General features: G+C 56.7%; 25 protein-coding genes. 19 read left to right on the top strand and 6 right to left on the bottom strand.

Translation table 11 applies throughout. The features are described from left to right. Positions 1 to 37: 37 nt before the first annotated feature. The gene (gatA, locus tag ACR0EO_RS09200) at positions 38 to 1,525 is read right to left on the bottom strand and encodes an Asp-tRNA(Asn)/Glu-tRNA(Gln) amidotransferase subunit GatA (protein WP_480689133.1); all 1,488 of its coding nucleotides are present in this window, start codon (positions 1,523 to 1,525) and stop codon (positions 38 to 40) included. A gap of 3 nt (positions 1,526 to 1,528) precedes the next feature. Further along, a complete protein-coding gene (gene gatC, locus ACR0EO_RS09195; protein WP_170325838.1) occupies positions 1,529 to 1,816 on the bottom strand; it encodes an Asp-tRNA(Asn)/Glu-tRNA(Gln) amidotransferase subunit GatC in 288 nt (95 codons plus the stop codon). Between the two features lie 229 nt (positions 1,817 to 2,045). On the opposite strand from gatC, the gene ACR0EO_RS09190 reads away from it, so the two are divergent. Further along, on the top strand, positions 2,046 to 2,204 hold the full coding sequence (locus ACR0EO_RS09190) for a hypothetical protein (RefSeq protein ID WP_480689131.1): 159 nt from the start codon (positions 2,046 to 2,048) through the stop codon (positions 2,202 to 2,204). A 147-nt stretch (positions 2,205 to 2,351) separates the two neighbouring features. Further along, entirely contained in the window at positions 2,352 to 2,915 is a 564-nt protein-coding gene (locus tag ACR0EO_RS09185; protein ID WP_480689129.1) for a DUF4202 domain-containing protein, read from the top strand. On the opposite strand, the gene ACR0EO_RS09180 is transcribed toward ACR0EO_RS09185, so the two are convergent. After that, positions 2,906 to 3,562, bottom strand: coding sequence for a ceramidase domain-containing protein (locus tag ACR0EO_RS09180; RefSeq protein WP_480689127.1), 657 nt, complete (start codon positions 3,560 to 3,562; stop codon positions 2,906 to 2,908). The two genes, ACR0EO_RS09185 and ACR0EO_RS09180, sit on opposite strands and share 10 nt — an antisense overlap. Before the next feature lie 60 nt (positions 3,563 to 3,622). On the opposite strand from ACR0EO_RS09180, the gene ACR0EO_RS09175 reads away from it, so the two are divergent. Continuing rightward, complete coding sequence (locus ACR0EO_RS09175) at positions 3,623 to 4,315, top strand: metal-dependent hydrolase (RefSeq protein ID WP_480689125.1); 693 nt, start codon at positions 3,623 to 3,625, stop codon at positions 4,313 to 4,315. Here the strand turns inward: ACR0EO_RS09175 and ACR0EO_RS09170 are convergent. Further along, complete coding sequence (locus ACR0EO_RS09170; protein ID WP_480689123.1) at positions 4,305 to 4,766, bottom strand: nucleoside deaminase; 462 nt, start codon at positions 4,764 to 4,766, stop codon at positions 4,305 to 4,307. The genes ACR0EO_RS09175 and ACR0EO_RS09170 overlap by 11 nt on opposite strands. On the opposite strand from ACR0EO_RS09170, the gene ACR0EO_RS09165 reads away from it, so the two are divergent. The 16 genes from ACR0EO_RS09165 to ACR0EO_RS09090 all read left to right on the top strand — a co-directional run bounded on the left by ACR0EO_RS09165 (position 4,765) and on the right by ACR0EO_RS09090 (position 22,202). Beyond that, positions 4,765 to 5,637, top strand: coding sequence for a pseudouridine synthase (locus tag ACR0EO_RS09165; RefSeq protein WP_480689121.1), 873 nt, complete (start codon positions 4,765 to 4,767; stop codon positions 5,635 to 5,637). The two genes, ACR0EO_RS09170 and ACR0EO_RS09165, sit on opposite strands and share 2 nt — an antisense overlap. A gap of 175 nt (positions 5,638 to 5,812) precedes the next feature. Continuing rightward, the gene (locus ACR0EO_RS09160) at positions 5,813 to 6,727 is read left to right on the top strand and encodes a 5-bromo-4-chloroindolyl phosphate hydrolysis family protein (RefSeq protein WP_480689119.1); all 915 of its coding nucleotides are present in this window, start codon (positions 5,813 to 5,815) and stop codon (positions 6,725 to 6,727) included. 30 nt (positions 6,728 to 6,757) lie between these two features. Then, a complete protein-coding gene (locus ACR0EO_RS09155) occupies positions 6,758 to 7,948 on the top strand; it encodes a toxic anion resistance protein (protein ID WP_480689117.1) in 1,191 nt (396 codons plus the stop codon). Continuing rightward, positions 7,908 to 8,918: a DUF2927 domain-containing protein gene (locus tag ACR0EO_RS09150; protein WP_480689115.1), complete on the top strand. Its 1,011-nt coding sequence runs from the start codon at positions 7,908 to 7,910 to the stop codon at positions 8,916 to 8,918. The genes ACR0EO_RS09155 and ACR0EO_RS09150 overlap by 41 nt, the downstream gene beginning before the upstream one ends. A gap of 22 nt (positions 8,919 to 8,940) precedes the next feature. Beyond that, on the top strand, positions 8,941 to 10,089 hold the full coding sequence (locus ACR0EO_RS09145) for an SPFH domain-containing protein (protein ID WP_480689113.1): 1,149 nt from the start codon (positions 8,941 to 8,943) through the stop codon (positions 10,087 to 10,089). A 4-nt stretch (positions 10,090 to 10,093) separates the two neighbouring features. Further along, entirely contained in the window at positions 10,094 to 10,633 is a 540-nt protein-coding gene (locus ACR0EO_RS09140) for a hypothetical protein (RefSeq protein WP_480689111.1), read from the top strand. Continuing rightward, entirely contained in the window at positions 10,630 to 11,718 is a 1,089-nt protein-coding gene (locus ACR0EO_RS09135; protein ID WP_480689109.1) for a TFIIB-type zinc finger domain-containing protein, read from the top strand. The genes ACR0EO_RS09140 and ACR0EO_RS09135 overlap by 4 nt, the downstream gene beginning before the upstream one ends. A gap of 91 nt (positions 11,719 to 11,809) precedes the next feature. Continuing rightward, the gene (locus ACR0EO_RS09130; RefSeq protein WP_480689107.1) at positions 11,810 to 12,478 is read left to right on the top strand and encodes a nitroreductase; all 669 of its coding nucleotides are present in this window, start codon (positions 11,810 to 11,812) and stop codon (positions 12,476 to 12,478) included. Positions 12,479 to 12,503: 25 nt separating this feature from the next. Beyond that, the gene (gene dtd / locus ACR0EO_RS09125) at positions 12,504 to 12,941 is read left to right on the top strand and encodes a D-aminoacyl-tRNA deacylase (RefSeq protein ID WP_480689105.1); all 438 of its coding nucleotides are present in this window, start codon (positions 12,504 to 12,506) and stop codon (positions 12,939 to 12,941) included. Next, positions 12,941 to 14,044 (top strand): glycerate kinase type-2 family protein, encoded by a 1,104-nt coding sequence (locus ACR0EO_RS09120; RefSeq protein WP_480689103.1) that lies wholly within the window; start codon positions 12,941 to 12,943, stop codon positions 14,042 to 14,044. Before dtd ends, ACR0EO_RS09120 begins: the two co-directional genes overlap by 1 nt. Before the next feature lie 51 nt (positions 14,045 to 14,095). After that, positions 14,096 to 16,090 carry a CocE/NonD family hydrolase gene (locus ACR0EO_RS09115; RefSeq protein WP_480689101.1) on the top strand — a complete coding sequence of 665 codons (1,995 nt, stop codon included), beginning with the start codon at positions 14,096 to 14,098 and terminating at the stop codon, positions 16,088 to 16,090. Between the two features lie 125 nt (positions 16,091 to 16,215). Beyond that, positions 16,216 to 17,802, top strand: a complete 1,587-nt coding sequence (locus ACR0EO_RS09110; RefSeq protein WP_480689099.1) for an ABC transporter substrate-binding protein — start codon at positions 16,216 to 16,218, stop codon at positions 17,800 to 17,802. Between the two features lie 15 nt (positions 17,803 to 17,817). Continuing rightward, positions 17,818 to 18,774 carry an ABC transporter permease gene (locus ACR0EO_RS09105; protein WP_480689097.1) on the top strand — a complete coding sequence of 319 codons (957 nt, stop codon included), beginning with the start codon at positions 17,818 to 17,820 and terminating at the stop codon, positions 18,772 to 18,774. After that, on the top strand, positions 18,774 to 19,589 hold the full coding sequence (locus tag ACR0EO_RS09100) for an ABC transporter permease (protein WP_480689748.1): 816 nt from the start codon (positions 18,774 to 18,776) through the stop codon (positions 19,587 to 19,589). Before ACR0EO_RS09105 ends, ACR0EO_RS09100 begins: the two co-directional genes overlap by 1 nt. Beyond that, positions 19,586 to 21,223 carry an ABC transporter ATP-binding protein gene (locus ACR0EO_RS09095; protein WP_480689095.1) on the top strand — a complete coding sequence of 546 codons (1,638 nt, stop codon included), beginning with the start codon at positions 19,586 to 19,588 and terminating at the stop codon, positions 21,221 to 21,223. The genes ACR0EO_RS09100 and ACR0EO_RS09095 overlap by 4 nt, the downstream gene beginning before the upstream one ends. A gap of 142 nt (positions 21,224 to 21,365) precedes the next feature. After that, complete coding sequence (locus tag ACR0EO_RS09090) at positions 21,366 to 22,202, top strand: alkaline phosphatase family protein (RefSeq protein WP_480689093.1); 837 nt, start codon at positions 21,366 to 21,368, stop codon at positions 22,200 to 22,202. A gap of 4 nt (positions 22,203 to 22,206) precedes the next feature. Here the strand turns inward: ACR0EO_RS09090 and ACR0EO_RS09085 are convergent, their stop codons facing one another. Continuing rightward, on the bottom strand, positions 22,207 to 23,130 hold the full coding sequence (locus ACR0EO_RS09085; RefSeq protein WP_480689091.1) for an alpha/beta hydrolase: 924 nt from the start codon (positions 23,128 to 23,130) through the stop codon (positions 22,207 to 22,209). 12 nt (positions 23,131 to 23,142) lie between these two features. Then, the gene (locus ACR0EO_RS09080) at positions 23,143 to 25,032 is read right to left on the bottom strand and encodes an acyl-CoA synthetase (RefSeq protein ID WP_480689089.1); all 1,890 of its coding nucleotides are present in this window, start codon (positions 25,030 to 25,032) and stop codon (positions 23,143 to 23,145) included. Positions 25,033 to 25,055: the final 23 nt, after the last annotated feature.

Raw genomic sequence — 25,055 nt, 5'->3', positions numbered from 1 at the left:
GCTGCTCCGTCTTACGTTGTCTTGCCTGACCTGAGGCTTACCACCATTTGCCGGGCTTGGCCACAAATCCGGCCGCACCTTCCAGCGCATAGGCCGTGTTCAGCAGATCACCCTCTTCCCACGGGCGTCCGATCAATTGCAGACCAAGTGGCAGACCTTGCTTGTCCAGACCCGCAGGCACCGAAACGCCAGGCAGACCAGCAAGGTTAACAGTCACGGTGAAGACGTCATTCAGATACATCTGAACAGGGTCAGCCTCAGTCATCTCACCCAGACCAAACGACGCCGACGGAGTCGCAGGGGTCAGGATTGCGTCGACACCTGCGGCGAAGACATCCTCAAAGTCTTTCTTGATCAGAGTACGGACGCGGCGGGCGCGGTTGTAATAGGCGTCGTAGAAACCTGCCGACAACACATATGTGCCGACCATGACGCGGCGCTGAACTTCGTGACCAAAGCCTTCGGCGCGTGTTTTCTCGTACATCTCGGTGATGCCGTCGCCCTGCGCCAGCTGTGCGCGGCGGCCATAGCGAACGCCGTCATAGCGGGCGAGGTTAGAGGACGCTTCGGCCGGAGCAATCACGTAATACGCAGGCAGCGCGTATTTGGTGTGTGGCAGCGAGATATCGACGATCTCGGCACCTGCGGCCTTGAGCATCTCAGCACCGTCGGCCCAGAGCTTTTCGATCTCGGCGGGCATGCCGTCCATGCGGTATTCCTTGGGGATACCGATCTTCTTGCCTTTGATATCGCCAGTCAGCATCGCCTCGAAATTCGGCACAGCCAGCTCGGCACTGGTCGAATCCTTGGGGTCATGCCCGCACATGGTTTCCAGCATGATCGCCGCGTCGCGCACGTTCTTGGTCATAGGACCAGCCTGATCCAGCGAAGACGCAAAGGCCACAATGCCCCAGCGCGAGCAGCGGCCATAGGTCGGCTTGATGCCGGTGATGCCGGTGAACGCGGCAGGCTGACGGATCGAACCGCCGGTGTCGGTGCCGGTTGCAGCCAGACACAGATCAGCAGCAACAGCCGAAGCCGAGCCCCCCGACGAGCCGCCCGGTGTCAGTTGCGCATCATCATTGCCACGACGCCACGGGCTGACCGCATTGCCATATACGGACGTTTCGTTGGACGAGCCCATGGCGAATTCGTCCATGTTCAGCTTGCCCAGCATAACGGCGCCCGCATCGGCCAGTTGCTGCGAAACGGTGGATTCGTATTCGGGTTTGAAGCCTTCCAGAATCTTCGAAGCCGCCTGCGAGGGGACGCCCTTGGTGCAAAACAGGTCCTTGATGCCGATCGGCAGACCACACATCGATGGTGCGTCACCGCCCTTGATCCGCTCATCCGCAGCTTTTGCACGCTCCAGAGCGATCTCGGGTGTTTTATGGACAAAAGCGTTAAGCGCGTCGGCCTCATCAATGGCCTTCAGGCAGGATTCGGTCAGTTCGACCGAGGTCACTTCACCCTTACGCAGCGCGTCGCGGGCCTCGGCCAAGCCCAGTTTGTTCAGATCGCTCATGTCTTACTCCACCACTTTGGGGACTGCGAAAAAGCCTTCGCGGGCGTCGGGGGCGTTGGCCAAAACCTTGTCCTGCTGGTTTCCGTCGGTGACCACATCCTCACGACGTTTCAGGCGCATCGGCTCGACCGAGACCATCGGCTCGACGCCTTCGACATCCACTTCGTTCAGTTGCTCGATGAACCCAAGGATGGTGTTGAACTCGGACGCCAGCGCGGGCAGCGCGTCATCCTCGACTTTGATCCGGGCCAGTTTGGCCACCTTGGCGGCGGTGCTTTGGTCAATCGACATCGGAAAACCTCATATGCGTTAGGGGGCATTTACCTGTCTGGTGCCCGGGTCGCAAGAGCGTGGAGCGGAGGATGTGCCACCCATTCTCCCCCAACGCGGCTACCGCTATTCAATTTTGAATACCCCCTATACGCAAAAGTAAACCGATTAGTTCATTTCTGCCATTGAAAAAATGAACTGAACCGTTCATTTCGAGTGTCACGGCACAGCCTCAATCGGAGAAAAGACAATGAAAACCTTCATGACCGCATTTGTATTCGCGACCACCGTTCTTGCAGTTCAGGCACATGCCTTTGGCCCAACCATGGATACCCTGACACGCGACCTGACCTTCCCTAAACCGACCTCACAACCCATTACTCAAGATCAGAATAAACTGGGCAAATGAGGCACCCTCTCAGTCCGGGTCGGACAAACAGCCTCCGACCCGGAAAAACTATATTTGACTGATGCGCTTAACGAAGTGAAACGCTACGATAGCTTGGAATTCCCTGCTGCTCTGTGCAGCTGAGCAGGCAAGCCAACGGAGCAGACTATGAGCGCGCGCAAGCAAGCAGTTCTGGACGCGATTGATGCGGCCAACACCCAAGATCCCACCCTAGAAGACAACCAGCCTGCCGCATTGCTGTATGGCCAGCGCATGAGCGCCGAGTTAGAGCGGCTTTTCCCCAACGCGTCGGACCCGCTTCAGATTGCGGCGCGCGGCCAGCATGTCGAACGTTGGAAACTTGCTCGCAATGAATACCCCGAGGGGCGCGCCGGTTATTTGGCTTGGCGCAAGGCACAGGGCGTACACCATGCAGACGTCGTCATGGAAATGATGGAACAAGGTGGCTACAGCAGCGAAGAAGCAGAATCTGCCGGCCGGATGTTGCGTAAGCAAGGCATCAAAAGGGACGAAGAGGTTCAGGCGCTGGAAGACGTCATCTGCTTTGTTTTCCTCAAATGGTACTTTGCGCCCTTCGCTGAAAAACACTCAGCCGAGAAAATCCAAAGCATCGTAGAAAAAACAGCCCGCAAAATGTCGGCGGAAGGCAGAGCGCGGGTTTTGTCTGAATTCGATCTGCCCGAGCATTTGGCCGCTGCGTTTCAGGACTGAGACGCGCGGCTCATGTGTCTGCGATAAACCTCGATCATCCAGCCCAGCATTGTGGCATTCAAAACGTGCCACATAAAATGCGTCCCTAGCGGTATTTTCATACAAAGGGGCTCATCCAAAGCGCGGAAGGTGATCGAGGCGATCAAAATCACCGCACCGATCGCCAATCCTCTGGCCGTTTCGGGCTCTCTGTCACGCAAGAGAAACGCATAGATCAGAATCAGCAATGGCACCGGGGCATAGGCGGACGACCCTCCTAATCCTGGAATGAACTGAAACAATGGGATTGTTGCGGCAGCATAAGGCACGAACAGCGCTGTTCCGATCAGGGCATAGACCATTCGCATGTGCCACACATCACGATTGATGGCGAAGATATAGACCAGAATGAACATCAGAATTGGCGTGGTATCAGCAATGGCCGCCCAGACCTGTGCGTGAGTGTGGAACAGGTAACTGCCCACCCCAATCACTGCCAGAATAACCACCAAAGCCATCGCCAGAGGCATTCCCCGTCCGCGCACCCGCCGCCACATGACAAAGGCCGCAATCAAAAATGCCGCGTTTGTCACAGCGTTGATTGGTTCAGCCCAATAGGCGGGCGACACGCGCTCGCAATAACCGTCGATTTCCTGAAACCAGTCCATGAACTTTTACATAACCGATGATAGATTGATGCCAAGAGTTTGTTTTGGGAGGACGTTTTCATGAACATCATTTGGCTGGGGCACGGCAGCTTTCGCATCGAAACCCAAGGTCAGGTCTTGCTGATTGACCCCTGGCTAACCGGAAACCCGGTCCTGTCCGAAGACCAGCATGACGCCGCATTGGACGGCGCAACGCACATCCTTTTGACGCATACGCATTTCGACCACGTTGCGGATGTAGTTTCATTGGCCAAGCACCTCAAGGTACCCGTCGTCGGACAGTACGACCTAATGGGTTATTGGAGCGAGGCCGAAGGGCTCGAGACCATCGGATTCAACAAAGGTGGGACGGTGAATCTAAATGGGGTCATGGTTTCGATGGTGCCTGCCTCCCATAGCTCGACCTTCTCTACCCCGGATGGTTTACGCACAGGTGGCAGCGAGGTCGGCTTTATGATCGCTTCTGAAGGGCACATGCTCTACGTGTCTGGCGACACCGATATCATGGCGGACATGGATTGGATGGGGGACTACTACAAACCGGATATCGGCATCCTGTCGGCGGGCGGGCATTTCACAATGGACATGAAGGCCACAGCCTATGCGGCCAAGCGGTACTTCAACTTTAAGACCGTGATTCCCTGCCACTACAAAACCTTCCCGGTTCTGGAACAATCCGCGCAGGCGTTGATCGATGGATTGCCGGGTGTCGATGTAATAGAGCCCAAACTGATGAAACCGATTACTCTTTGACAACACGTCGTGCTGCGAAAAACTCTTTGAGAAGGTCGGCGGCCTCCTGCCCTGCGATACCGTCGTAAACTTCGGGGACATGGTGCGCTTGCTTATGGGTGAAAACCCGCGCGCCATGCGCCACGCCGCCTGATTTCGGATCGGCGGCACCATAATAAATGCGCCTGACACGCGCCGCAGCCAAAGCCGCTGCGCACATCGCACAAGGTTCCAGCGTCACATAGAGATCATGGTCGGGCAACCGCTCGGACCCAGCCGCGGCGCAGGCCGCGCGCAAGGCCAGTATCTCGGCGTGGGCAGTTGGGTCATTCAACTCTCGAGTCCGGTTTCCCGCCGTAGCAACAACGCGACCGTCAGGCGCGACGATAACTGCCCCGACCGGAACCTCCCCGCGTTCGGCCGCTGCGCGCGCTTCTGTCAGCGCCTTATCCATATGCGATTTGAACTCCATGCCTCTGACTGCATCAGAAACCTGTCTTTCGCAAGCCGACGGGATGCGCTATGGCCTGCGGATGACCAAAACCCCTCCTCCCGGCGATCGGATCGCCAAAGTCCTTGCCCGCGCAGGTGTCGCCTCGCGCCGTGAAGCCGAACGCATGATCGAAGCCGGTCGTGTGACCGTGAATGGCAAGGTCATCGACAGCCCGGCGTTGAATGTCACTGGCAAAGACAAGATCACCGTAGACGGCAAACCGGTTTCCGAACCGGAGCCCTCGCGCCTGTGGCTGTACCACAAGCCGCCCGGATTGGTGACGACTACGCGTGATGAAAAAGGCCGCGCGACCATCTTTGACAAGCTGCCCGAGGACATGCCCCGCGTCATGAGCGTTGGGCGGTTGGACCTCAATTCCGAAGGGCTGCTGCTATTGACCAATGACGGTGGCATCAAGCGCAAGCTGGAGCTGCCCGCGACCGGCTGGCTGCGCAAGTATCGTGTGCGAGTGAACGGTCGCCCTAAGGACGAGGACTTTGCACCGTTGCGTCAAGGCCTTGTAATTGAAGGCGAGCGCTTCCAACCGATGACCGTCACGCTGGACCGCCAACAGGGCGCGAACGCTTGGCTGACCATCGGCTTGCGCGAGGGCAAGAACCGAGAAATTCGCCGAGCGATGGAAGATATTGGCTACGCAGTGAACCGCCTGTTGCGCGTTTCATACGGGCCATTCCAACTGGGCAGCCTGAAACCAGGAGAGGTTGAAGAAATCCGCCGTCGCGTAATGCGTGATCAACTGGGGCTTGATGCTGAACCGGAAAGCCCCGCCAAACGACAGGTCCGACCACAGCGAAAACGCCCTCCGATTGGCAAGAAACCTCGCAAGTGACGCAAGTTAAGTAACCTTTCCCCTAGCGCATATGCGTCTCATCCCCTAAATTTTCACTTAGGGATGTCTTTGGGGGGCGCCATGTCCGGATCCGGAGTTCAAAAACTGGCTTACGCGGCACTGCTAGTGTTGCTGTTTGGTGTATGCACCGGCGTGTTAGGGGGCTTGTGAGCTCATGGCCAAACGTTACGGCGGAAAATTCAGCCCGCAGGGCGATCAGGATTCGGTGGATCAACCCGAACGTGGCCAATTCGAAGGCGCGCGCGTGGAACCTGCAGGGGCCCGCGCAAATTTACTGTTTTTACCTGCGATCCCCTTGGTTTTTCTGTCGCTGAACGACGGCGCCGTCGGGATGACGATAGGCCTGATTGCAGCCGGCCTGCTCACAGGTGCCGCTTTTCTGTTGCGGGAAGGGCTGCGCGCAGAAGCTGCCTACAACGCTCGGCGCACTGCCCGCCGCCCCGCTTTCCCCCGCAAGATTTTTGCCAGCATTCTGACTGGCCTTGGCGTAGGTCTGGCATCGTACCGGACTGAGTTTCTGGATGCTGCCACTGCGTCCGAAGTCAGTGTTGTTGCTCCTATTCTGTTTGGTGCAGTCGCCGCGGCCCTGCATTCTGTGTCTTTTGGAATTGATCCAATGAAAGACAAAGGCATGGAGGGTATTGACACTTTTCAGCAAGACCGAGTGGCTCGTGTCGTTGAAGACGCCGAAACCCATCTGACTGAGATGACAGACGCCATCAAACGTGCAGGCGACCGCCGTATCGAAGCGCGAGTTGAACGGTTTCAGGATACTGCCCGTGATCTGTTTCGAACCGTAGAAGAAGATCCTCGCGATCTGGCGGGTGCCAGAAAATACCTCACCGTCTATTTGCAAGGTGCGCGTGATGCGACGATCAAGTTCGCTGATGTTTACGCCCGCACACGGGACTCGCAGGCGCTGGCCGATTATTCGGCATTGTTGGACGACCTCGAGCAGAATTTCGCGGCTCGCACTCGGAAAATGCTTTTGGATGACCGCAGTGATCTGACGGTTGAAATTGACGTGTTGCGCGAACGCCTGCAACGCGAAGGCGTCCGGTTGGACTGACCGGCAAAATTTTTCAGAAAGGATTACCCCATGTCCGATGAGATCAAGAATAAGGCGGTCGAGGCCGAGACTTTGGTTCAAGAAGTAACTGCCGTGGCCCTGCCCGACCCAACAGCCGAAGTTGTCTCGTTGGAGGAAGCCGACGAACCCGTCAGCGCCGAAATCCGCAAGCGGATGGAAGAGATCGACATGGAGAACACAAACTCCATCGTCTCTTTCGGCTCATCCGCTCAGGCTGAGCTGCAGGAAATCAGCCAAGCTATGCTTGCAGACGTCCGGAACAAGGATGTGGGTCCTGCCGGCGATAGCCTGCGCAACATCGTAACTACGATCCGCGGATTTTCCGTCAGTGAACTGGATGTGCGCCGCGAGCGTAGTTGGTGGGAGAAGCTGCTTGGCAGAGCTGCACCTTTCGCAAAATTCACAGCGCAATACGAAGAAGTTCAGGGCCAAATCGATAGGATCACCGACGACCTACTGGGCCATGAACATACGCTGTTGAAAGATATCAAATCGTTGGATCTGCTCTATGAAAAGACGCTTGGATTCTACGACGAACTGGCGCTTTACATAGCGGCTGGCGAGGAAAAGCTGACTGAACTGGACAGCCACGACATTCCTGAAAAAGAAGCCGAAGTTCAGGCGGCGCCTGAAGAGCAACAGGTGATGAAAGCGCAGGAATTGCGCGATATGCGCGCTGCAAGGGATGACCTGGAACGCCGCGTACATGACCTGAAGCTGACGCGACAAGTTACAATGCAGTCGTTGCCCTCGATCCGTCTGGTTCAGGAAAATGACAAGTCGCTGGTCACCAAGATCAACTCGACTTTGGTCAACACCGTACCGCTTTGGGAGACACAACTGGCGCAGGCCGTTACCATCCAACGCAGCGCCGAGGCTGCCTCGGCCGTTCGGGATGCGAATGACCTGACAAATGAACTACTGACCTCGAACGCGGCCAACCTGCGTGAGTCGAACAAAATGATCCGCGAAGAAATGGAGCGCGGTGTCTTTGATATCGAGGCCGTCAAACAGGCCAATGCCGATCTGATTGGCACAATCAACGAAAGCCTCGCCATTGCCGACGAAGGCAAAGCCAAACGCGCAGCTGCCGAGGAAGATCTGAAGAAAATGGAAGCCGAACTGCGAGATACCCTCGCCGCCGCCAAGGCGCGCAAAGATGGTATCGGTGACAATTCCGGAACTGCGGTTCCGAGCTGACGGCGGGCTGGAAGTGCGGGTATCTGGATATCTGAAGGTCCTCCTGGGCTTTCTGTCATTGCTGGCTCTGGCCAATTGCGATGAGGCATTGACGTCGTCGGTTGTTCCTCAGCCGCGCCCTCAGGCCCCAGCGCCCGAACCAAACGCTTATGTCCCTCCATCCGCGGCCAGTCAGGACTTGGCGCGGTTTTATCAGCGGGTTGAGCGTGATCTGCTGACTCGTGACATGTTGCGCGTGGACGGTGGTGGCCCGGACACTCCCTACGATGCCGACGATCTGGCGCGTAATTTTGAGGCCATCGCCTTTTATAGCGAATACCCGGACCACGCTGTAACTACGCGCCTTCAGAGAACAGATGGACAGTTGAGCCGATGGGCCGGACCAGTGCGCATCCAAACCGAATTCGCCCCTTCTGTTTCACCTGAAGCCCGCGAGAAAGATGCGGCCGAGGTTGAGGCGTTTGCTAAGCGATTGGCGAAGTTGACGGGCCATCCAATCTCGGTCGTCAACCGCAAAGCCAACTTCCATGTCTTCTTTGCTGGTAAAGATGACAGCTCGTATGTCGTGAAACGCCTGAAACAACTGATCCCAGGGATCAGCACTCCGTCACTCGATTTGGTTGCCAATCCGCGCGCCAATATCGACTGCCTTGTTTTTGCATCTCCGACCAAGGGATCGCCTTATAAATTTGTGCGTGCAGTAACGCTTATCCGCGCTGAATTGCCGGACCTCACGCGCCAGAGCTGTATTCACGAGGAAATTGCACAGGGGCTTGGGCTGTCCAACGACAGTCCTTCCGCGCGGCCCTCGATTTTCAATGACAATGATGAGTTTGCGCGACTGACCAGCCATGACGAGAAACTTCTGACAATGTTGTACGATCCGCGTCTTGAACCCGGAGTAACCGCAGAAGACGCCCGCCCTGTGGTGCGGATCATTGCACGCGAATTGATGGGCCAGCAGCTCTGAGCCCAAGGAAAGGAGACCCCTAATGGGTATTTTCGATTTTCTGACCGGAGAATTTATTGACGTCATTCATTGGGTCGACGACACCCGCGACACCATGGTTTGGCGGTTTGAGCGTGAAGGCCATGCTATCAAATACGGTGCCAAGCTGACTGTTCGCGAAGGTCAGGCCGCAGTCTTCGTGCATGAAGGTCAATTGGCTGATGTTTTCACACCGGGCCTGTACATGCTCGAGACCAACAACATGCCGATCCTGACGACCTTGCAGCATTGGGATCACGGCTTTCAATCTCCGTTCAAATCAGAGATCTATTTCGTCAACACGACCCGGTTCAATGACCTGAAATGGGGCACCAAGAACCCGATCATGCTGCGCGACCCCGAGTTCGGCCCAACCCGCATTCGGGCTTTCGGCACCTACACCATCCGCGTCAAAGATCCGGCAAAATTCATGGTTGAGATCGTGGGCACCGATGGTGAGTTCACGATGGATGAGATCAGCTTTCAGATCCGCAACATCATCGTGCAAGAGTTCAGCCGCGTGATCGCAGGATCAGGCATTCCGGTTCTGGATATGGCCGCCAACACCGCCGATCTGGGCAAACTGATTGCAGCAGAAGTTTCTCCGGTACTGGATGGTTACGGGCTGGAGATGCCGGAATTCTACATCGAGAACATCTCGCTCCCGCCTGCGGTAGAGGCAGCGCTGGACAAACGCACGTCGATGGGACTGGCGGGCGACTTGGGCAAGTTCACCCAGTATTCCGCCGCCGAGGCGATGACGGCAGCCGCCAACAACCCCGGTCAGGGCGGCGGCATGGGCGCGGGTCTTGGCATGGGTATGGGCATGGCAATGGCAAACCAGATGGCGAACATGGCAGCGGGCCAATCAAGCGGCCCTTGGGGAGGTTCCGCCCCCGCTGCCCCGCAACCGGCAACGCAAGCGGCACCGCCTCCTCCGCCACCCGTTGAGCACGTATGGCATATCGCGGTGGATGGTCAGACCAGCGGTCCATTCTCGAAGGCCAAGATGGGTCGTATGGCAACTGACGGCGAAATTACTCGTGACACTCATGTCTGGACCGCCGGTCAGGACGGTTGGAAGAAGGCTGGTGACGTACAGGAGCTAGCCCAGCTGTTCACTATTCTTCCGCCTCCGCCGCCAGGGAGCTGACCCTGTGGCAGAAGCCAAACAGATGCTTCCCTATTCCAAGCGCGAGGTCGCATGCGCGGTCAAGCTGTCTGCGCTTTTGGGATGGGGAGGTGTCATTGGCATTCCGCTTTTGGCCCAATCATTCAAAAACGGCCTAAACCTTGACTGGATTGCGCTTGTGTTCTGGTACGCCCTGTTTGGGCTACCGATCTCGCTCTTCATTTGCTGGTTGCTGGTCAAGCCATTCCTGCGGGTCATGATGCGTCGAAATATTAGCTTTATACGCGCCGCATATTGGGGCGCTGGAATTGGCTTAGGCATTGTAGCCTTGAGAGTGTCCATCACCCGCTACCTGGGTTGGCACAAATCTTTGGACCCCAATACCCACTCTGGCTATGGCGACGGAAGAGTAATCGAGTTCAACGGCATTCTGACGAATTACGGGTGGTGGGTGCTGGCACAGAATTCAGCGGAATTCATTCTGATGTGTACCCTTGCAGCTCTGGCAGTCCGCCTGATCATCGGACCCGGAAAGTACAATCTGCCAATCGAGAGCAACCAATGACCGACGAGCACAGATTTCCCTGCGAACAATGCGGAGCGGACTACCGCTTTAACCCCGGTGACGGCACTCTGACATGCGATCATTGTGGGCACTCAGAATCGATAGGCGCAGGTCCGTGGGGCGGCGCCAGTCTGAAAGAGTTGGATTTTGATGCAGCACTGGCAGATCGTTTGCCGGAAAGCGAAATCGAAGAAACGCGCGTATTATCCTGCCCGAACTGCGCCGCTCAGGTCGAGTTTGACCCAGCCACCCACGCCGCAGAGTGCCCTTTCTGCGCAACACCTGTTGTGACGGACACCGGGGTCAATCGGCACCTCAAACCCAGGGGTGTGCTGCCGTTTGCACTGGATGAACGAACCGCCCACAAAGCGATGAGCGATTGGCTGGGCCGATTGTGGTTCGCCCCAAACGGGTTGAAGGACTACGCCCGCAAAGGCCGAAGAATGCAGGGTATCTATGTACCCTACTGGACCTTTGATGCAGACACGAAATCCAGCTATCAGGGCGAGCGCGGTATCGTTTACTATGAAACCAGAACGGTCATGCGAGACGGAAAGCGCGTGCAGCAGCAGGCTCCCAAGGTGCGGTGGTCTCCAAAGTCCGGGCGGGTAGCGCGGTTTTTTGACGATGTTCTGGTGCTGGCTTCACGGTCCCTACCCAAGAGCTATACTGACGCTTTGGAACCCTGGGACTTGCCCGCGCTCGAGCCTTATCAACCTGAATACCTGGCAGGTTTTCGGGCCGAAGCTTACACAGTTGGTCTGCAAGATGGGTACACCGAGGCCCGAGGATACATGGCTCGTGTTATCGAACGAGATGTGCGCTTTGACATTGGAGGCGACAGGCAGCGGATCCACGCGATAGATACGGATGTGCGGCATGTTACCTTCAAGCACATTCTGTTGCCGGTTTGGATGGCGGCCTACAAGTACCGCGGCCAAACCTACCGATTTGTGGTGAACGGTCGAACCGGGCGCGTTCAGGGTGAACGTCCTTGGTCGGCCATAAAGATAACTATAGCCGTCATTCTGGGTCTGATGATCGCGGCAGGTGTCGGTTATCTGATGGCGACCGGTCAGCAATAGCGCCTCATTCACGGCGCTACGATTTTATATCGCTTGAACATCCCTCAGGCAGGCGGCATCCTGCGCGTCGTCAACATGGAGGGGGACCAGTGTGACGCTATCCGATCTGAACAGATTGCTGAGCGAGCGGCACTCGTGCAGGGCCTTTCGCTCTGACCCGGTCCCCAAAGAGCAAATCCAGCAAATCCTGACGAGCGCGACTCGTGTGCCCAGTTGGTGTAACGCCCAACCTTGGCATGTCGTGATCACCAGCGGAGAGGAAACCGAGAGGTTCCGCGCCGCGATGCAAGAAGAGGCCATGACTGGCTCGCCTGCTCCGGATCTGCCTTTTCCGACCTCTTATTCAGGCGTTTACAAGGAACGTCGCCGTGAATGTGGTTGGGCCTTGTATGAGGCCGTAGGCGTGACCCGAGGTGACCGCGCCGCATCAGCCCGCCAAATGATGCAGAACTTCTCTCTTTTTGGCGCACCTCATTGCGCAATCATCTCAAGCCCCAAGGAACTGGGCTCTTACGGTGCGATGGACTGCGGAGGATTCGTAACCGCGTTTTCACTTGCGGCTCAGGCGTTGGGCATCGCGACGATCCCACAGGCCGCATTGGCCGCTTACAGCCCCTTCCTACGTCGCTATTTCGATATTCCGGATGAGCGAATGATATTATGTGCGATCTCATTTGGGTACGCCGACACGGAGCATCCCGCCAACCAATTTCGCACTGACCGCGCTGATCTCGCTGATCTCGTCGAATGGGTCGGGTAAGAAACACACTTAGCGGAGAACAATTTTGCGCGCTGTTTTACAACGGGTCTCACAAGCCAAAGTATCTGTGGATGATCAGGTCATTGGACAAACTGGACCGGGCCTTATGATCCTTGTTTGCGCCATGCAAGGCGACGACGAAAGCAAGGCAGACCAACTGGCCGCAAAGATTTCAAAACTGCGTATCTTCAAAGATGACGCAGGTAAAATGAACCGGTCTGTCCTGGAAGTCGACGGCTCGGCCTTGGTGATCAGCCAATTTACACTGGCCGCAGACACCTCGCGCGGTAATCGACCAGGCTTTTCCGAGGCCGCGTCGCCCGATGCTGGCAATCATTTGTACGAAGTCTTCGCCGAGCGGCTTAGGAGTTATGGGGTGCCTGTCGAAACCGGGCAATTCGGGGCGGATATGGCCGTCGAACTGATCAACGACGGCCCAGTTACGATTTGGATGGAAAGCTGATGGACAAAAAAGAACAGGCAATCCGCATCTGGCAAGCCGGCGTCGATGCCGTAGGGGGCCACGCCGCCACCAGCAAAGTATTACATGCCATTCCCGAACCAGATCAGATTCTGGCAGTAGGTAAACCCGCAGCTTCAATGGCTCTTGCCGCGTTGGAGCATTTTGGTCCGCGCCCAACTCTGGTTGTGACAAAGGATGATCACGGGCGCGATCTGCCGAATTTCGTTACCTTGATCGAAGCTTCGCATCCTGTTCCCGATCAACGCAGCCTTTTGGGCGGAAAAGCTCTTCGAGAAGCGGTGGAATCGATGGAGGCCGGTTCACACCTTTTGCTGCTGGTCTCAGGCGGAGCATCTTCGCTGGCCGAAGATTTGATACCGGGAAAAACCCTTTCGGACCTTGAGCAGTTGAACAAAAGGCTGCTGTCCGAAGGACTCGACATAACAGCAATGAACGCGAAACGCCGTGAACTGTCCCGAATCAAGGGCGGCGGGCTGCTGTCTCATTTCAAAGGCGACACGGCGACCGTGCTCGCAATTTCCGACGTTCCCGGTGACGATCTGAATGTCGTTGGGTCGGGAATCGGAGCATTGCCTGAGTCGCACAGCTTTAAGGCCTCAGCCCAGATTGTGGCATCTAATGCGCATGCCCGAGCGGCCGCTGCCCAATCGGCACAAGAAGACGGGATCGAAGTGTTGGCGAATGAGGAATGCCTCCATGACGATTTCCAGGAAGTTGCCAAAACACTGGGCGAACGCATCCGCAACATGCCGCGAGGGGCGATGATCTTTGGCGGTGAGCCGACAGTCGTCTTGCCGGAAAACCCTGGACGGGGTGGGCGTAATCAGGCGTTGGCCTTGGCGTTGGCCAAAGAAATCGCCGGTTGCGACGGGATCACCCTGGTTGTGGGCGGAACCGACGGTACAGATGGCCCGACACAGGCGGCTGGGGCGATTATTAACGGTTCGACCTGGGGGGATGGCGCAGAAAGCGCATTGCTTGCGGCGGATAGCGGCAGTTACTTGGACCGCGTAGGTGCTTTGTTAGAGACAGGCCCAACTGGAACCAACGTCATGGACCTGCTTGTCGCAATCCGCTGGTGAACTGACGGTTTTGAGATGACCTAAAACTGCGAAGAAACCGACACTGCGGCAATGACGCGACCCTCCAATGCGCTAAGAGAAATTGAAGAACATCCGGACATGGGTATCGCGATGCCCGATGGATGTCGTTTATCCGCAAGGGTTTGGCGCCCAGTAGACGCCGAAGATGATCCTGTTCCCGCCATTCTGGAGTTCCTGCCCTATCGCAAACGCGACGGAACGGCGACACGTGACGCGCTAACCCATCCATGGTTCGCCAAACGCGGTTACGCCTGTATTCGCGTGGATATGCGTGGAAACGGCGACAGCGAAGGATTGATGGAGGACGAGTACACGCAGCAGGAACTGGACGATGCGGTCGCGACGATTGAGTGGCTGGCCGAACAACCCTGGTGCACCGGAAAAGTTGGAATGATGGGAATAAGCTGGGGCGGCTTCAATGCTCTACAGGTCGCAGCCCTGCAGCCCGACCCCCTAAAAGCCATCGTCACACTCTGCTCGACAGCTGACCGTTATGCGGATGATATCCACTATAAAGGTGGTTGCCTGCTGAACGAAAATCTCGGCTGGGGGGCCACGATGTGGTCTTACTCCTCGCGCGCACCAGACCCAGCCTTGCGCAAGGATTGGCGCGAGGCCTGGCTGCAACGGCTTGAGGCCGAGCCCTTCCTGCCATCGGTTTGGCTGCGGCATCAAACGCGCGACGACTATTGGCGCCACGGTTCTGTTTGTGAGGATTTCAGCGCGATTCAAGCGGCAACTCTGGCCGTAGGCGGATGGGGAGACGCTTACAAAAACACCGTACCTCTACTTGTCGAAAAACTCGACGCCCCAGTGAAAGGAATCGTCGGGCCATGGGTTCACAAATACCCCCACTTCGCAGTGCCCGAACCGCGAATCGGATTTCTACAAGAAGCCCTGCGCTGGTGGGATCGTTGGCTCAAAGGTTGGAAAACTGGAGTCGAAAACGATCCCGACTACCGTGCATACCTAATGAATGGAGTACGCCCACAACGATGGTACGAAGAACGCCCCGGGCGCTGGGTAGCTGAAGACAGCGGTGCGACAAGTCACCTGTCAGGGCTGAGCCTTCCCCTTTCGGATAGCGGATTGGGCCAGGGCGGCCCATTGGATCACAGAGTGCGTTCGCCCCAAAACTGCGGCTTGGACGGCGGTGAATACTGCGCCATCTGGCTCGGGCCGGATATGCCCGGAGACCAACGTGCGGACGATGCGCTGTCAGCTTGTTTCGATGGTGAGGCACTGGCCCAAGATCTCGACATTTTGGGTGCCCCGAGCATTCGGCTGCGTTTGAGCGCCGATCGCCCACAGGCTCAAATCGCTGTAAGGTTAAACCATGTGCATCCGGATGGGGCATCGACTCGGATCACATATGGAGTGCTGAATCTGGCTCATCGGGACAGCCATTCGCAGCCAGAACCGCTGATTCCCGGAACTCCTTATGATGTAACGCTGGATCTGGATCACATTGCCTATCGTGTTCCAAAGGGGCACCGTCTTCGGGTCGCGATTTCCAGTTCTTACTGGCCTTTGATCTGGCCCTCACCAGAGGCTACCGAGCTTCACCTGACGGGTGGTGAGCTTACGATTCCCAATCGGCCATCCGGCGACAGTGATGAGTACACGTTCCCGCCGCCGGATGCTGAAAGCCCGCGCGACGTGACAACGCTGCGTGACGCCAGCAACTCTCGTAGGGTCGAAACCGATATGAACACTGGAGAAATCCAGTTGATCATCGACGATGACTTTGGCCTTATTGCAGATAACCACCACGGCCTTACCCACGGCGGAACCGCCTTTGAGCGCTGGTCCATTCATCCGGATGACCCATTAAGTGCACGTGGGCATTGTCACTGGACACAAGAGATGAGCCGCGACGGCCTCGACCTTAGGACTGAAACGTCCTGTGAAATGTGGAGCGACTTCGATAACTTCTATCTCAGGGCAAAGATAAGTGCCTTTGAGGGCGAGAGCTTGCTCTTTTCGAAAGAAACGGAGGACACCATACCCCGCAACCAAATGTGATTCCGGTCAGGTCTCGGTTGGACTTTTGTCCTTGCCCGACCTACCGAATTGCGCCTAACTTGACTCATGCGTCAATAAAAAGCCCGCAAATGGGCTGCTAATCCAATCAACTGGGAGAACTTTGAATGAAAGAACAACTCACTCACATGACCAAAGAGGTCACAGCTGGCAAGCTGACCCGTCGCGAATTTATGGGGAAAGCCGCAGCTCTGGGTGTGTCCGCAGCTATGGCCAGCACCTTGTTCGCAGATGCGGCACGCGCGGCAGGCCCTAAAAAAGGTGGGGTTTTGAAATTCGGTCTGCAAGGCGGTGAATCCACCAACTCGCTTGACCCGGCAACCTACGCAAGCTCGGTTCCGTTCCAGAACGGTAAGCAGTTTGGTGACCAGTTGGTTGAGGTTGCACCCGACGGATCGATCGAACCACGTTTGGCCGAAAGCGTCGAAGGCAGCGCAGACGCCAAAGTCTGGACCTTCAAACTGCGTCAGGGCGTTGAATTCCACAACGGCAAGACCATGACCAGCGAGGACGTGCTGAAAACCATGCAGCGTCACTCGAACGAGGATTCGAAGTCCGGTGCCCTTGGCATCATGAAGGGCATCGAGTCGATGAAGGCCGATGGCGACAACTTCCAAATCACACTGTCCGAGCCAAACGCTGACCTGCCCTATCTGATGGCGGACTATCACCTGATCGTTCAGCCGGATGGCGGCATGGAAGATCCCGGCGCGGGCATCGGTACCGGCCCCTACCAGGTCGAAGTTAACGAACCCGGTGTACGTCACGTATACAAAAAGTTCGCTAACCACTGGAACCCGGACTTTGGGCATTTCGACGGTGTAGAAGTTGTTGTCATCAACGACGCGACCGCACGTACAGCCGCGCTTCAATCCGGACAGGTTCACGCGATCAACCGTGTCGAGCCGAAGGTTGCCGATCTTCTGGGGCGCGCACCCACTCTGACTGTGCATTCGACCGCGGGTCGTGGCCACTATGTGTTCATCATGCATTGTGACACCGCTCCGTTCGACCAGAACGAACTGCGTCTGGCGCTGAAATACGCGATCAATCGTCAAGAACTGGTCGACAAGGTTCTGCGCGGCTATGGCACCGTTGGCAACGACATGCCGGTCAATGCGGCCTACCCGCTGTTTGACGGCTCGATCCCGCAGCGCGAGTTCAGCATCGAAAAAGCAGCCGAGCACTACAAAAAGTCCGGTCACGATGGCTCACCGATCATCCTGCGCGTCGCAGATGGCGCATTCCCGGGTGCCGTGGATGCCGCAGCCCTGTTCCAGCAAACCGCCGCTCAGGCCGGTATCCCGCTGGAAATCAAACGCGAGCCCAACGACGGTTACTGGTCCGAGGTCTGGAACGTTCAGCCATTCTGTGCGTCCTACTGGGGCGGCCGTCCGGTACAGGACCAGATGTACTCGACCGCTTATCTGTCGACCGCAGACTGGAACGACACCCGCTTCAAGGTTCCGGCATTCGACGAGATGCTGTTCGCGGCGCGTGCCGAACTGGATAACGACAAGCGTAAAGACATCTACAGCCAGATGGGCATGATGGTCCGCGACGAAGGCGGCCTGATCTGCCCGATGTTCAACGACTTTGTCGAGGGCGTCAGCAATCAGCTGGAAGGTTGGGAAAGCGACCCGACCCAAGAGATGATGAACGGCAACATGTCCCGCAAGATGTGGTTCGCCTGATAGGAACCACGGATCATGCATCCTATCATCAAACTGGTTTCCCAGCGCCTTGCGCTGGGACTCCTGCTTCTCTTCGGTGCATCGGCTCTGATTTTCGGCCTCACCGAAGCCCTTCCAGGGGACGCGGCGCAAGCGGTCCTTGGCCAATCCGCAACCCCCGAGGCGCTGGAAAACCTGCGCGAGGAAATGGGCCTCAACCGTCCCGCTCTGACCCGCTATTTCGAATGGCTGGGTGGCATTTTGCAGGGCGACCTGGGTCAGTCTTTGACCAACAAACTCGACATCGCGGATAGCATCGGCAAACGGTTGGGGAATACCTTGTTCCTAGCCTGTGTCGCCGCCATCGTATCCGTCCCGCTTGCCATTTTTCTGGGCCTGCTGGCTGTTCGGTTCCGTAACCGCTGGCCGGATAAGCTGATCTCGGCCATCACTCTGACAACAGTTTCGATTCCGGAATTCCTGATTGGTTACGTAGTGATCTACTTCATCTCGGTGAAACTGGGCTGGTTTTCCTCACTCGCCATGATCAACGAGTCGATGTCCTTCGGAGAAAAACTCAACGCGATCGCACTGCCTGCTTTCGTGCTTACGCTGGTGGTTTTGGCGCAGATGATGCGGATGACCCGCGCTGCAATTCTGAACCTGATGCAGTCGGCTTACATCGAAACAGCCGAACTGAAAGGTCTGTCGAACTTTCAGGTCATTGCAAGACATGCCTTCCCCAACGCGATTTCTCCGATCGTCAACGTCGTAATGCTGAACTTGGCCTATCTGGTCGTGGGCGTCGTCGTTGTTGAGGTGGTTTTCGTTTACCCGGGCATGGGGCAGTACCTGGTGGATTCGGTGACCAAGCGTGACGTGCCGGTCGTTCTGGCCTGCGGTGTCGTCTTTGCGGCAGTCTACATCGGACTGAATATGGTTGCCGATATTGTATCGATCCTTGCCAACCCAAGACTGAGGCATCCGAAATGATGAAGAATATTCCTATTTCGGCCATGATCGGTCTGTTTTTCACCGGTCTTTACTTTTTCATCGCCTTCGCGGCACCGCTGATCGCGCCCTATGGCATGGCAGAAGTTGTCGGCGATGTCTGGGAACCTTCAAGCGCCGAGCACCTGCTAGGAACTGACAACATCGGTCGCGATCTTCTGACCCGCATGATCTACGGTGGTCGTACAACTATCTTTATTGCTGCGGCCGCGACGATCCTCAGCTTTATCACCGGCACTTCGCTGGGTCTGCTGGCGGCGGTGCTGGGCGGTTGGGCCGACCAAGTGCTCAGCCGGACAGTTGATCTGGTCATGTCGATTCCGACACTGATCTTGGCGCTTGTGATCTTGGCGATTGTTCCGGTGACCGTTCCGATACTGATCTTGGTGATGGGCCTGCTGGACGCCACCCGTCCCTATCGCCTGTCACGATCCGTCGCAGTGGACATCAACGTGATGGACTACGTCGAAGCCGCAAAACTGCGTGGTGAAGGTCGGGGCTGGATCATCTTCCGGGAAATCCTGCCTAACGCACTGTCGCCGCTGGTGGCTGAGTTTGGCCTGCGGTTCATCTTCATGGTTCTGTTCATCTCTACCCTGTCCTTCCTGGGTCTTGGCGTTCAACCGCCGCTGGCTGACTGGGGTGGCATCGTGAAGGAAAACAAGGACGGCATCGTCTATGGCATCGGCGCGGCTCTGTACCCTGCTGTCGCCATCGCGACGCTGGCCATCTCGGTCAACTTGGTGGCTGACTGGATCCTGAACCGTACCACATCGCTGAAAGGAGGCCGGGGATGAGTGATATCCTTCTCAAGGTCCGCGACCTCAAGATCGGCGCGACCGTCTATCCGCCGGGCGAAAAGCCCCATGACATCGAAATCGTGCACGGGGTCAGCTTTGACCTCGAACGCGGCAAGGTGTTGGGTCTGATCGGTGAATCCGGTGCCGGCAAATCCACCATCGGTCTGGCCTCGATGGCCTATGGCCGGGGTGGTGTGAAAATCACCGGTGGCGAGGTCTGGGTAAACGGGCGCGATATCCTCAAGACATCTCATGGGGATATCCGCAAGCTGCGTGGGGGTGAGGTCACATATGTGTCTCAATCCGCCGCCGCGTCGTTCAACCCTGCCAAAAAGATCATGGATCAGGTGATTGAGGCCGCTGTCGAACAGAAAAAATTCTCACGCAAAGAGGCTCAAGGCCGCGCGCGTGAACTGTTCGCCAAGCTGGGTCTGCCTGACCCTGACAATATCGGTGATCGTTACCCGCATCAGGTTTCGGGTGGTCAGCTTCAGCGTTGCATGACAGCACTGGCGCTGTGCCCCGAACCTGATCTGGTGGTGTTCGACGAACCTACTACGGCTCTGGACGTGACCACTCAGATCGATGTTCTAATGGCCATCAAAGAAGCCATCGCAGATACCGGCGTTGCCGCGCTTTACATCACCCACGACCTGGCGGTTGTGGCACAGGTGAGCGACGACATCATGGTTCTGCGGATGGGTAACACGGTCGAATACGGCAACACCGATCAGATCATCAACAACCCGCAGGAAGACTACACCAAGGCGCTCGTCTCGGTGCGGTCGATCGAACACGAAGAGAAAAAGCCCACACCAGAAGCGGTGCTGAGCGTGGACGGCATCACCGCGCGCTACAAGGGTTTGAACTTCGACGTTCTGCACAACGTCAATGTCGAGCTCCATCCGGGGCAGACGCTGGCGGTTGTGGGTGAGTCCGGCTCGGGCAAGTCGACGCTGGCGCGTGTGATTACCGGCCTGCTGCCTCCGCGTGATGGTGAGATCACCTTTAACGGGCGCAAGCTGAGCCCCGACTTAAAGGGCCGTTCGCTGGAAGACCTGCGTGAGCTTCAAATGATCTATCAGATGGCTGACACGGCGATGAATCCGCGTCAGACCGTTGGCACGATCATCGGTCGCCCGTTGGAGTTCTACTTCAACATGCGCGGGGCTGAGAAGCGCAAGCGTGTTGTCGAACTGCTGGATGAAATCGAACTGGGCGAAAAGTTCATCGATCGCTATCCTGCGGAACTTTCCGGTGGCCAGAAACAGCGTGTGTGTATCGCCCGATCGCTCGCGGCCAAACCCAAGATGATCATTTGTGATGAGGTCACCTCGGCGCTGGATCCGCTGGTTGCGGACGGGATCCTCAAACTTCTGCTGGATCTGCAGAAGATCGAGGACGTGGCCTATCTGTTCATCACCCACGATCTGGCGACGGTCCGTGCGATCAGCGACAGCATCGCAGTGATGTATCAGGGTCGTGTTGCGCGCTATGGCTCAAAGAGCGAGGTGCTGACGCCTCCGTTCGACGACTATACCGACCTGCTGCTCAGCTCGGTCCCCGAGATGCATCTGGGTTGGCTGGAAGAGGTTGTCGCCCACCGCAAGATGGAGAGCGCAGGGAACTGATCCCTGCCCTCAGAAAAGCTTCGAAATCCCGGCACTTGTTACAAACAGGTGTCGGGATTTTGCTATTCGGGGCGTGAACAGGCAGCCAAGGCGCGACGAATCCCCTAGGTTCGCTTGATGAATTCAAGAAAAGGGTCAGATCATGGACCGCAAATTACTCCTCATCATTCTGGACGGTGTTCCGTGGCGCAACTTCCGCCGGCTGTTCGGAAATCTGGAAGGCTGGGTCGACAGCGGTGAAGCCCGCGTATGGAAACTGCGCGCGGTGCTGCCGTCCACATCGGCTAGTTGCTATGCCTCGATCCATACAGGTGTGACCCCGCAGGAGCATGGCTGCACTGGCAACGGCAACGTTTTTCGTCTGAGCCACAAGGACGTTTTCAGCCAGGTGCGTGAAGCTGACGGCGTAACCGGAGCTGTCACCCACAGCTATTGGTCGCAGTTCTTCAACCGCCACCCGTTCGATTACGTCCGCGACATCGAGTACGACGAACCGGAAAGCAAAACGATCAATCACGGTCGGTTTCACACTATGACTGGCTACGGAAAGGCCAATCAGATGACCCCGTCCGACGTGGATCTTTATGCCACTCTGACCAACATGTGCCTGCGTCACGGGCTGGATTACGGCCTGCTGCATGCCTGCACACTGGACAGCATGGGGCACCGCTTCTACCACGATTGCGAAGAGATGGATCACGCTTGTTTCGTCGCAGACGAAATGCTGGCCCCTTTCATCCCGCGCTGGCGTCAGTTGGGGTACGAAGTCATCGTGACCGCCGACCACGGGCAGGATGAGCGCGGACACCACGGTGGTCGTAGTCCGCTTCAACAGGAAACCGCGCTGTACTATTTCGGTGAAGCCGAAGGCCCTGCGCCAGATGCGGTTATCGACCAGCTTCAGCTTGCACCCACTATTCTAAAGCGAATGGGCGCCCCCATTGCAGAAACAATGAAGGCTGAGCCATTCCTCAAGTAGCCGATTAGTCGTAGGGCCAGATTTTCTGGCCCAACGCTTCGATAGCCACGGAAATTCGCTCGAAACTGTCTGCGGCCCGCGTCACTGTTGTGCGCGCTCTCAGATATCCGTGCACAAGGCCAGGCTCATTTACCCAATGGGCCTGCCCCCCCGCAGCGGTGATCTGTTCACAATAGACCGCCCCGTCGTCACGCAATGGATCGCAATCGGCGGTCACCACGACTGTCGGCGGAAGGCCAGAGAAATCTGTGTCGTGCAGAGGAGCGAATGTTGGATCGCCTTTCGGTACGTCACCCGCACACCGCACTTTTTCGTAGAATACGATATCTTCCAGCGTCAATAGCGGTGCATGGGCGTGCTCGATGTATGAGCCCTTGGAAGTATCGCCACCCAAGCCGGGATAAATAAGCACCTGCCCCATGACGTTTTGCAGGCTACCCCGACCATAATGTGCAACGGCAGCCGCTAAGTTGCCGCCCGCACTGTCTCCGGCCAAGATCAAAGGATCTCCGAATTCTGTTGCGGCCCAATTTGTGGCAGTCCAACTGTCGTCGAACTGTGCGGGATGAACGTGTTCAGGGCAAAGGCGATAGTCCACTGACACAACCCGATATCCGGTCTGCGCACAAATCTCGGCACAGACATCGTCGTGGCTGTCTAACCCGCCAACAACAAAACCGCCGCCATGGATATAGACGACGGTTCTTGTTGGATCTCCGGCAGTATAAACCCGAACGGGAACGCCGTCGGCAGACTTGTCCCGGGTTTCTACACCAGCTGGACGGGGTTGGCGAAAGTCCCGACACATAGCGTCATAGACACGGCGTTGGTCCGGAATCGTAAGATCAACTGCATCTTCAGGGTAACTTTCTGCCGTTCGTCTTATGAACGCCCAAGTTTCTTCATCGATCAGACGTTCATAATCCATTGTCCCTCCTGGTCAGGCAGCCCACTCCCACGGCCGGGTGAACGATCCCAGCACTTTGCCGACATCGTCGTCCGAGGAGCCGTTCGCGTCAAGCTGTGCAACGAGGCCACGCTTTTTATCATCGATCACCGAAACGACCCGGGCGTCAACACCCGCTTTTTCCAGTGCACCGTTATAGATACGCGTGATCGCCTGCTTACGGAGTTCAGGTTTGAACACTTTGCCGACAGCGGTCTTTGGCAGTTCGTCCAGAATGGTCATGTGCTTAGGCTGCGCGGCACGTTCATGAACATGAACGCTGCAATATTCCATAAGCTCTTTTTCAGTGACAGAGGCGCCATCGACCAATTCAACAAACGCGCAGGGCACTTCGCCAGAATACGCATCCGGTTGTCCGATCGCACCGGCAAAGGCAACTGCATCGTGACCCAACAAGGCTTCCTCGATTTCAGCGGGGTCAATGTTGTGGCCACCGCGGATGATCAGGTCTTTGGCACGCCCTGTGATCCACAGGTACCCATCCTCATCGAACCGACCCAGATCGCCTGTGCGCAGGTACTTGTCAAAGTGGTACAGGCCTTCGTTTTTCTCAGCCTCCGTATAGGTGTTGCCAGCAAAGACCCCAGGGTTAGAAATGCAGATTTCTCCGATTTCATCCGACGCACATTCCTTTGGCCCATCCGGACCGTCCATCAGAATTTTGACGTCCGTATAGGGGAACGGGATGCCGATAGAACCGATCTTTTTCTCGCCATCCACCGGGTTGCAGGAAACAAGACAGGTCGCTTCGGTTAGGCCGTAACCTTCGACGATCGTAACGCCCGTCGCCTCTTCAAAGCGACGGAACAACTCGACCGGCAGCGGTGCCGATCCCGAAAAGGCAGTTTTAACTGACGAGATATCCGCATCCACCGGGCGCTGCATCTTAGCGGCAATAGCAGTGGGTACGGTGATAATGAAGGTCACCTTCCAACGCTCGATCAGTTTCCAGAAGTTGTCGAAGACGCCATCGCCACGATACCCGGCCGGTGTCGGGAAAACCACGTGCGCACCGGACGAAACCGCCGCCATAACAATCACATGTACCGCAAAGACGTGGAACATGGGCAACGGACACATGATGACGTCATCTTCGGAAAACAGCAGAGTGTTGCCAAGCCAGCCATTGTAGATCAGCCCAGAGTACTTGTGCTGTGCGACCTTGGGCATACCCGTGGTGCCGCCTGTATGGAAATAACAGGCTACGCGATCTTCCTTGCTGTCTTCAAAAGTCAGCGTGGTGGGTTGCTTGGCCAGTTCCTGATTGAAGTTCTTGTAGTCCGCGTGGGCCAGATGCTCCTTATCGCCCATCTTGGGACGCAGGAACGGCACTAGCCAGGATTTAGGCGGCGTCAGATATCGGTTCAGGTCGATTTCCAGAATGGTGCTGACCTTGGGTGCATGGCGCACAGCCTCTTCGACCTTTTGCGCAACATCGGTTTTAGGAAACGACTTGAGCGTGACCACAACCTTGGCGCCCGTCTCACGCAGAATCGCAGCGATCTGCTCGGGCTCAAGCAACGGGTTGATCGGGTTAACAATACCGGCAACGGCACCGCCCATCATGGTGATCAGTGTTTCGTTACAGTTAGGCAGCACATAGGCCACCACGTCTTTCTCACCCACACCCAAGGACCGAAACAGGTTAGCCGCCTGATTAACCTTGCCCAAAAGCTGAGACCAGCTGAGTGTCTCGGCCTTGTCCGTGGCGCCGGACAACAGCTGAAAGCTGATCGCTTTGTTGTTTGGGTGTTTTTCAGCGGTCCGTGACAAAAGCTGATGGAAAGTGACAGGAACATCGCGTTCCTCCCACGACATCTCCTGCTCCATTCTTGCCTTGTCTTCTAATCCCACAAACGCCATGTGGTTCCTCCCTTATCTCTCCC

The sequence above is a fragment of the Ruegeria sp. BE9 genome (genome assembly GCF_056538765.1).
The sequence above is the reverse complement of the archived record's forward strand: the minus strand, read 5'-3'. Positions and strand labels throughout refer to the sequence as shown.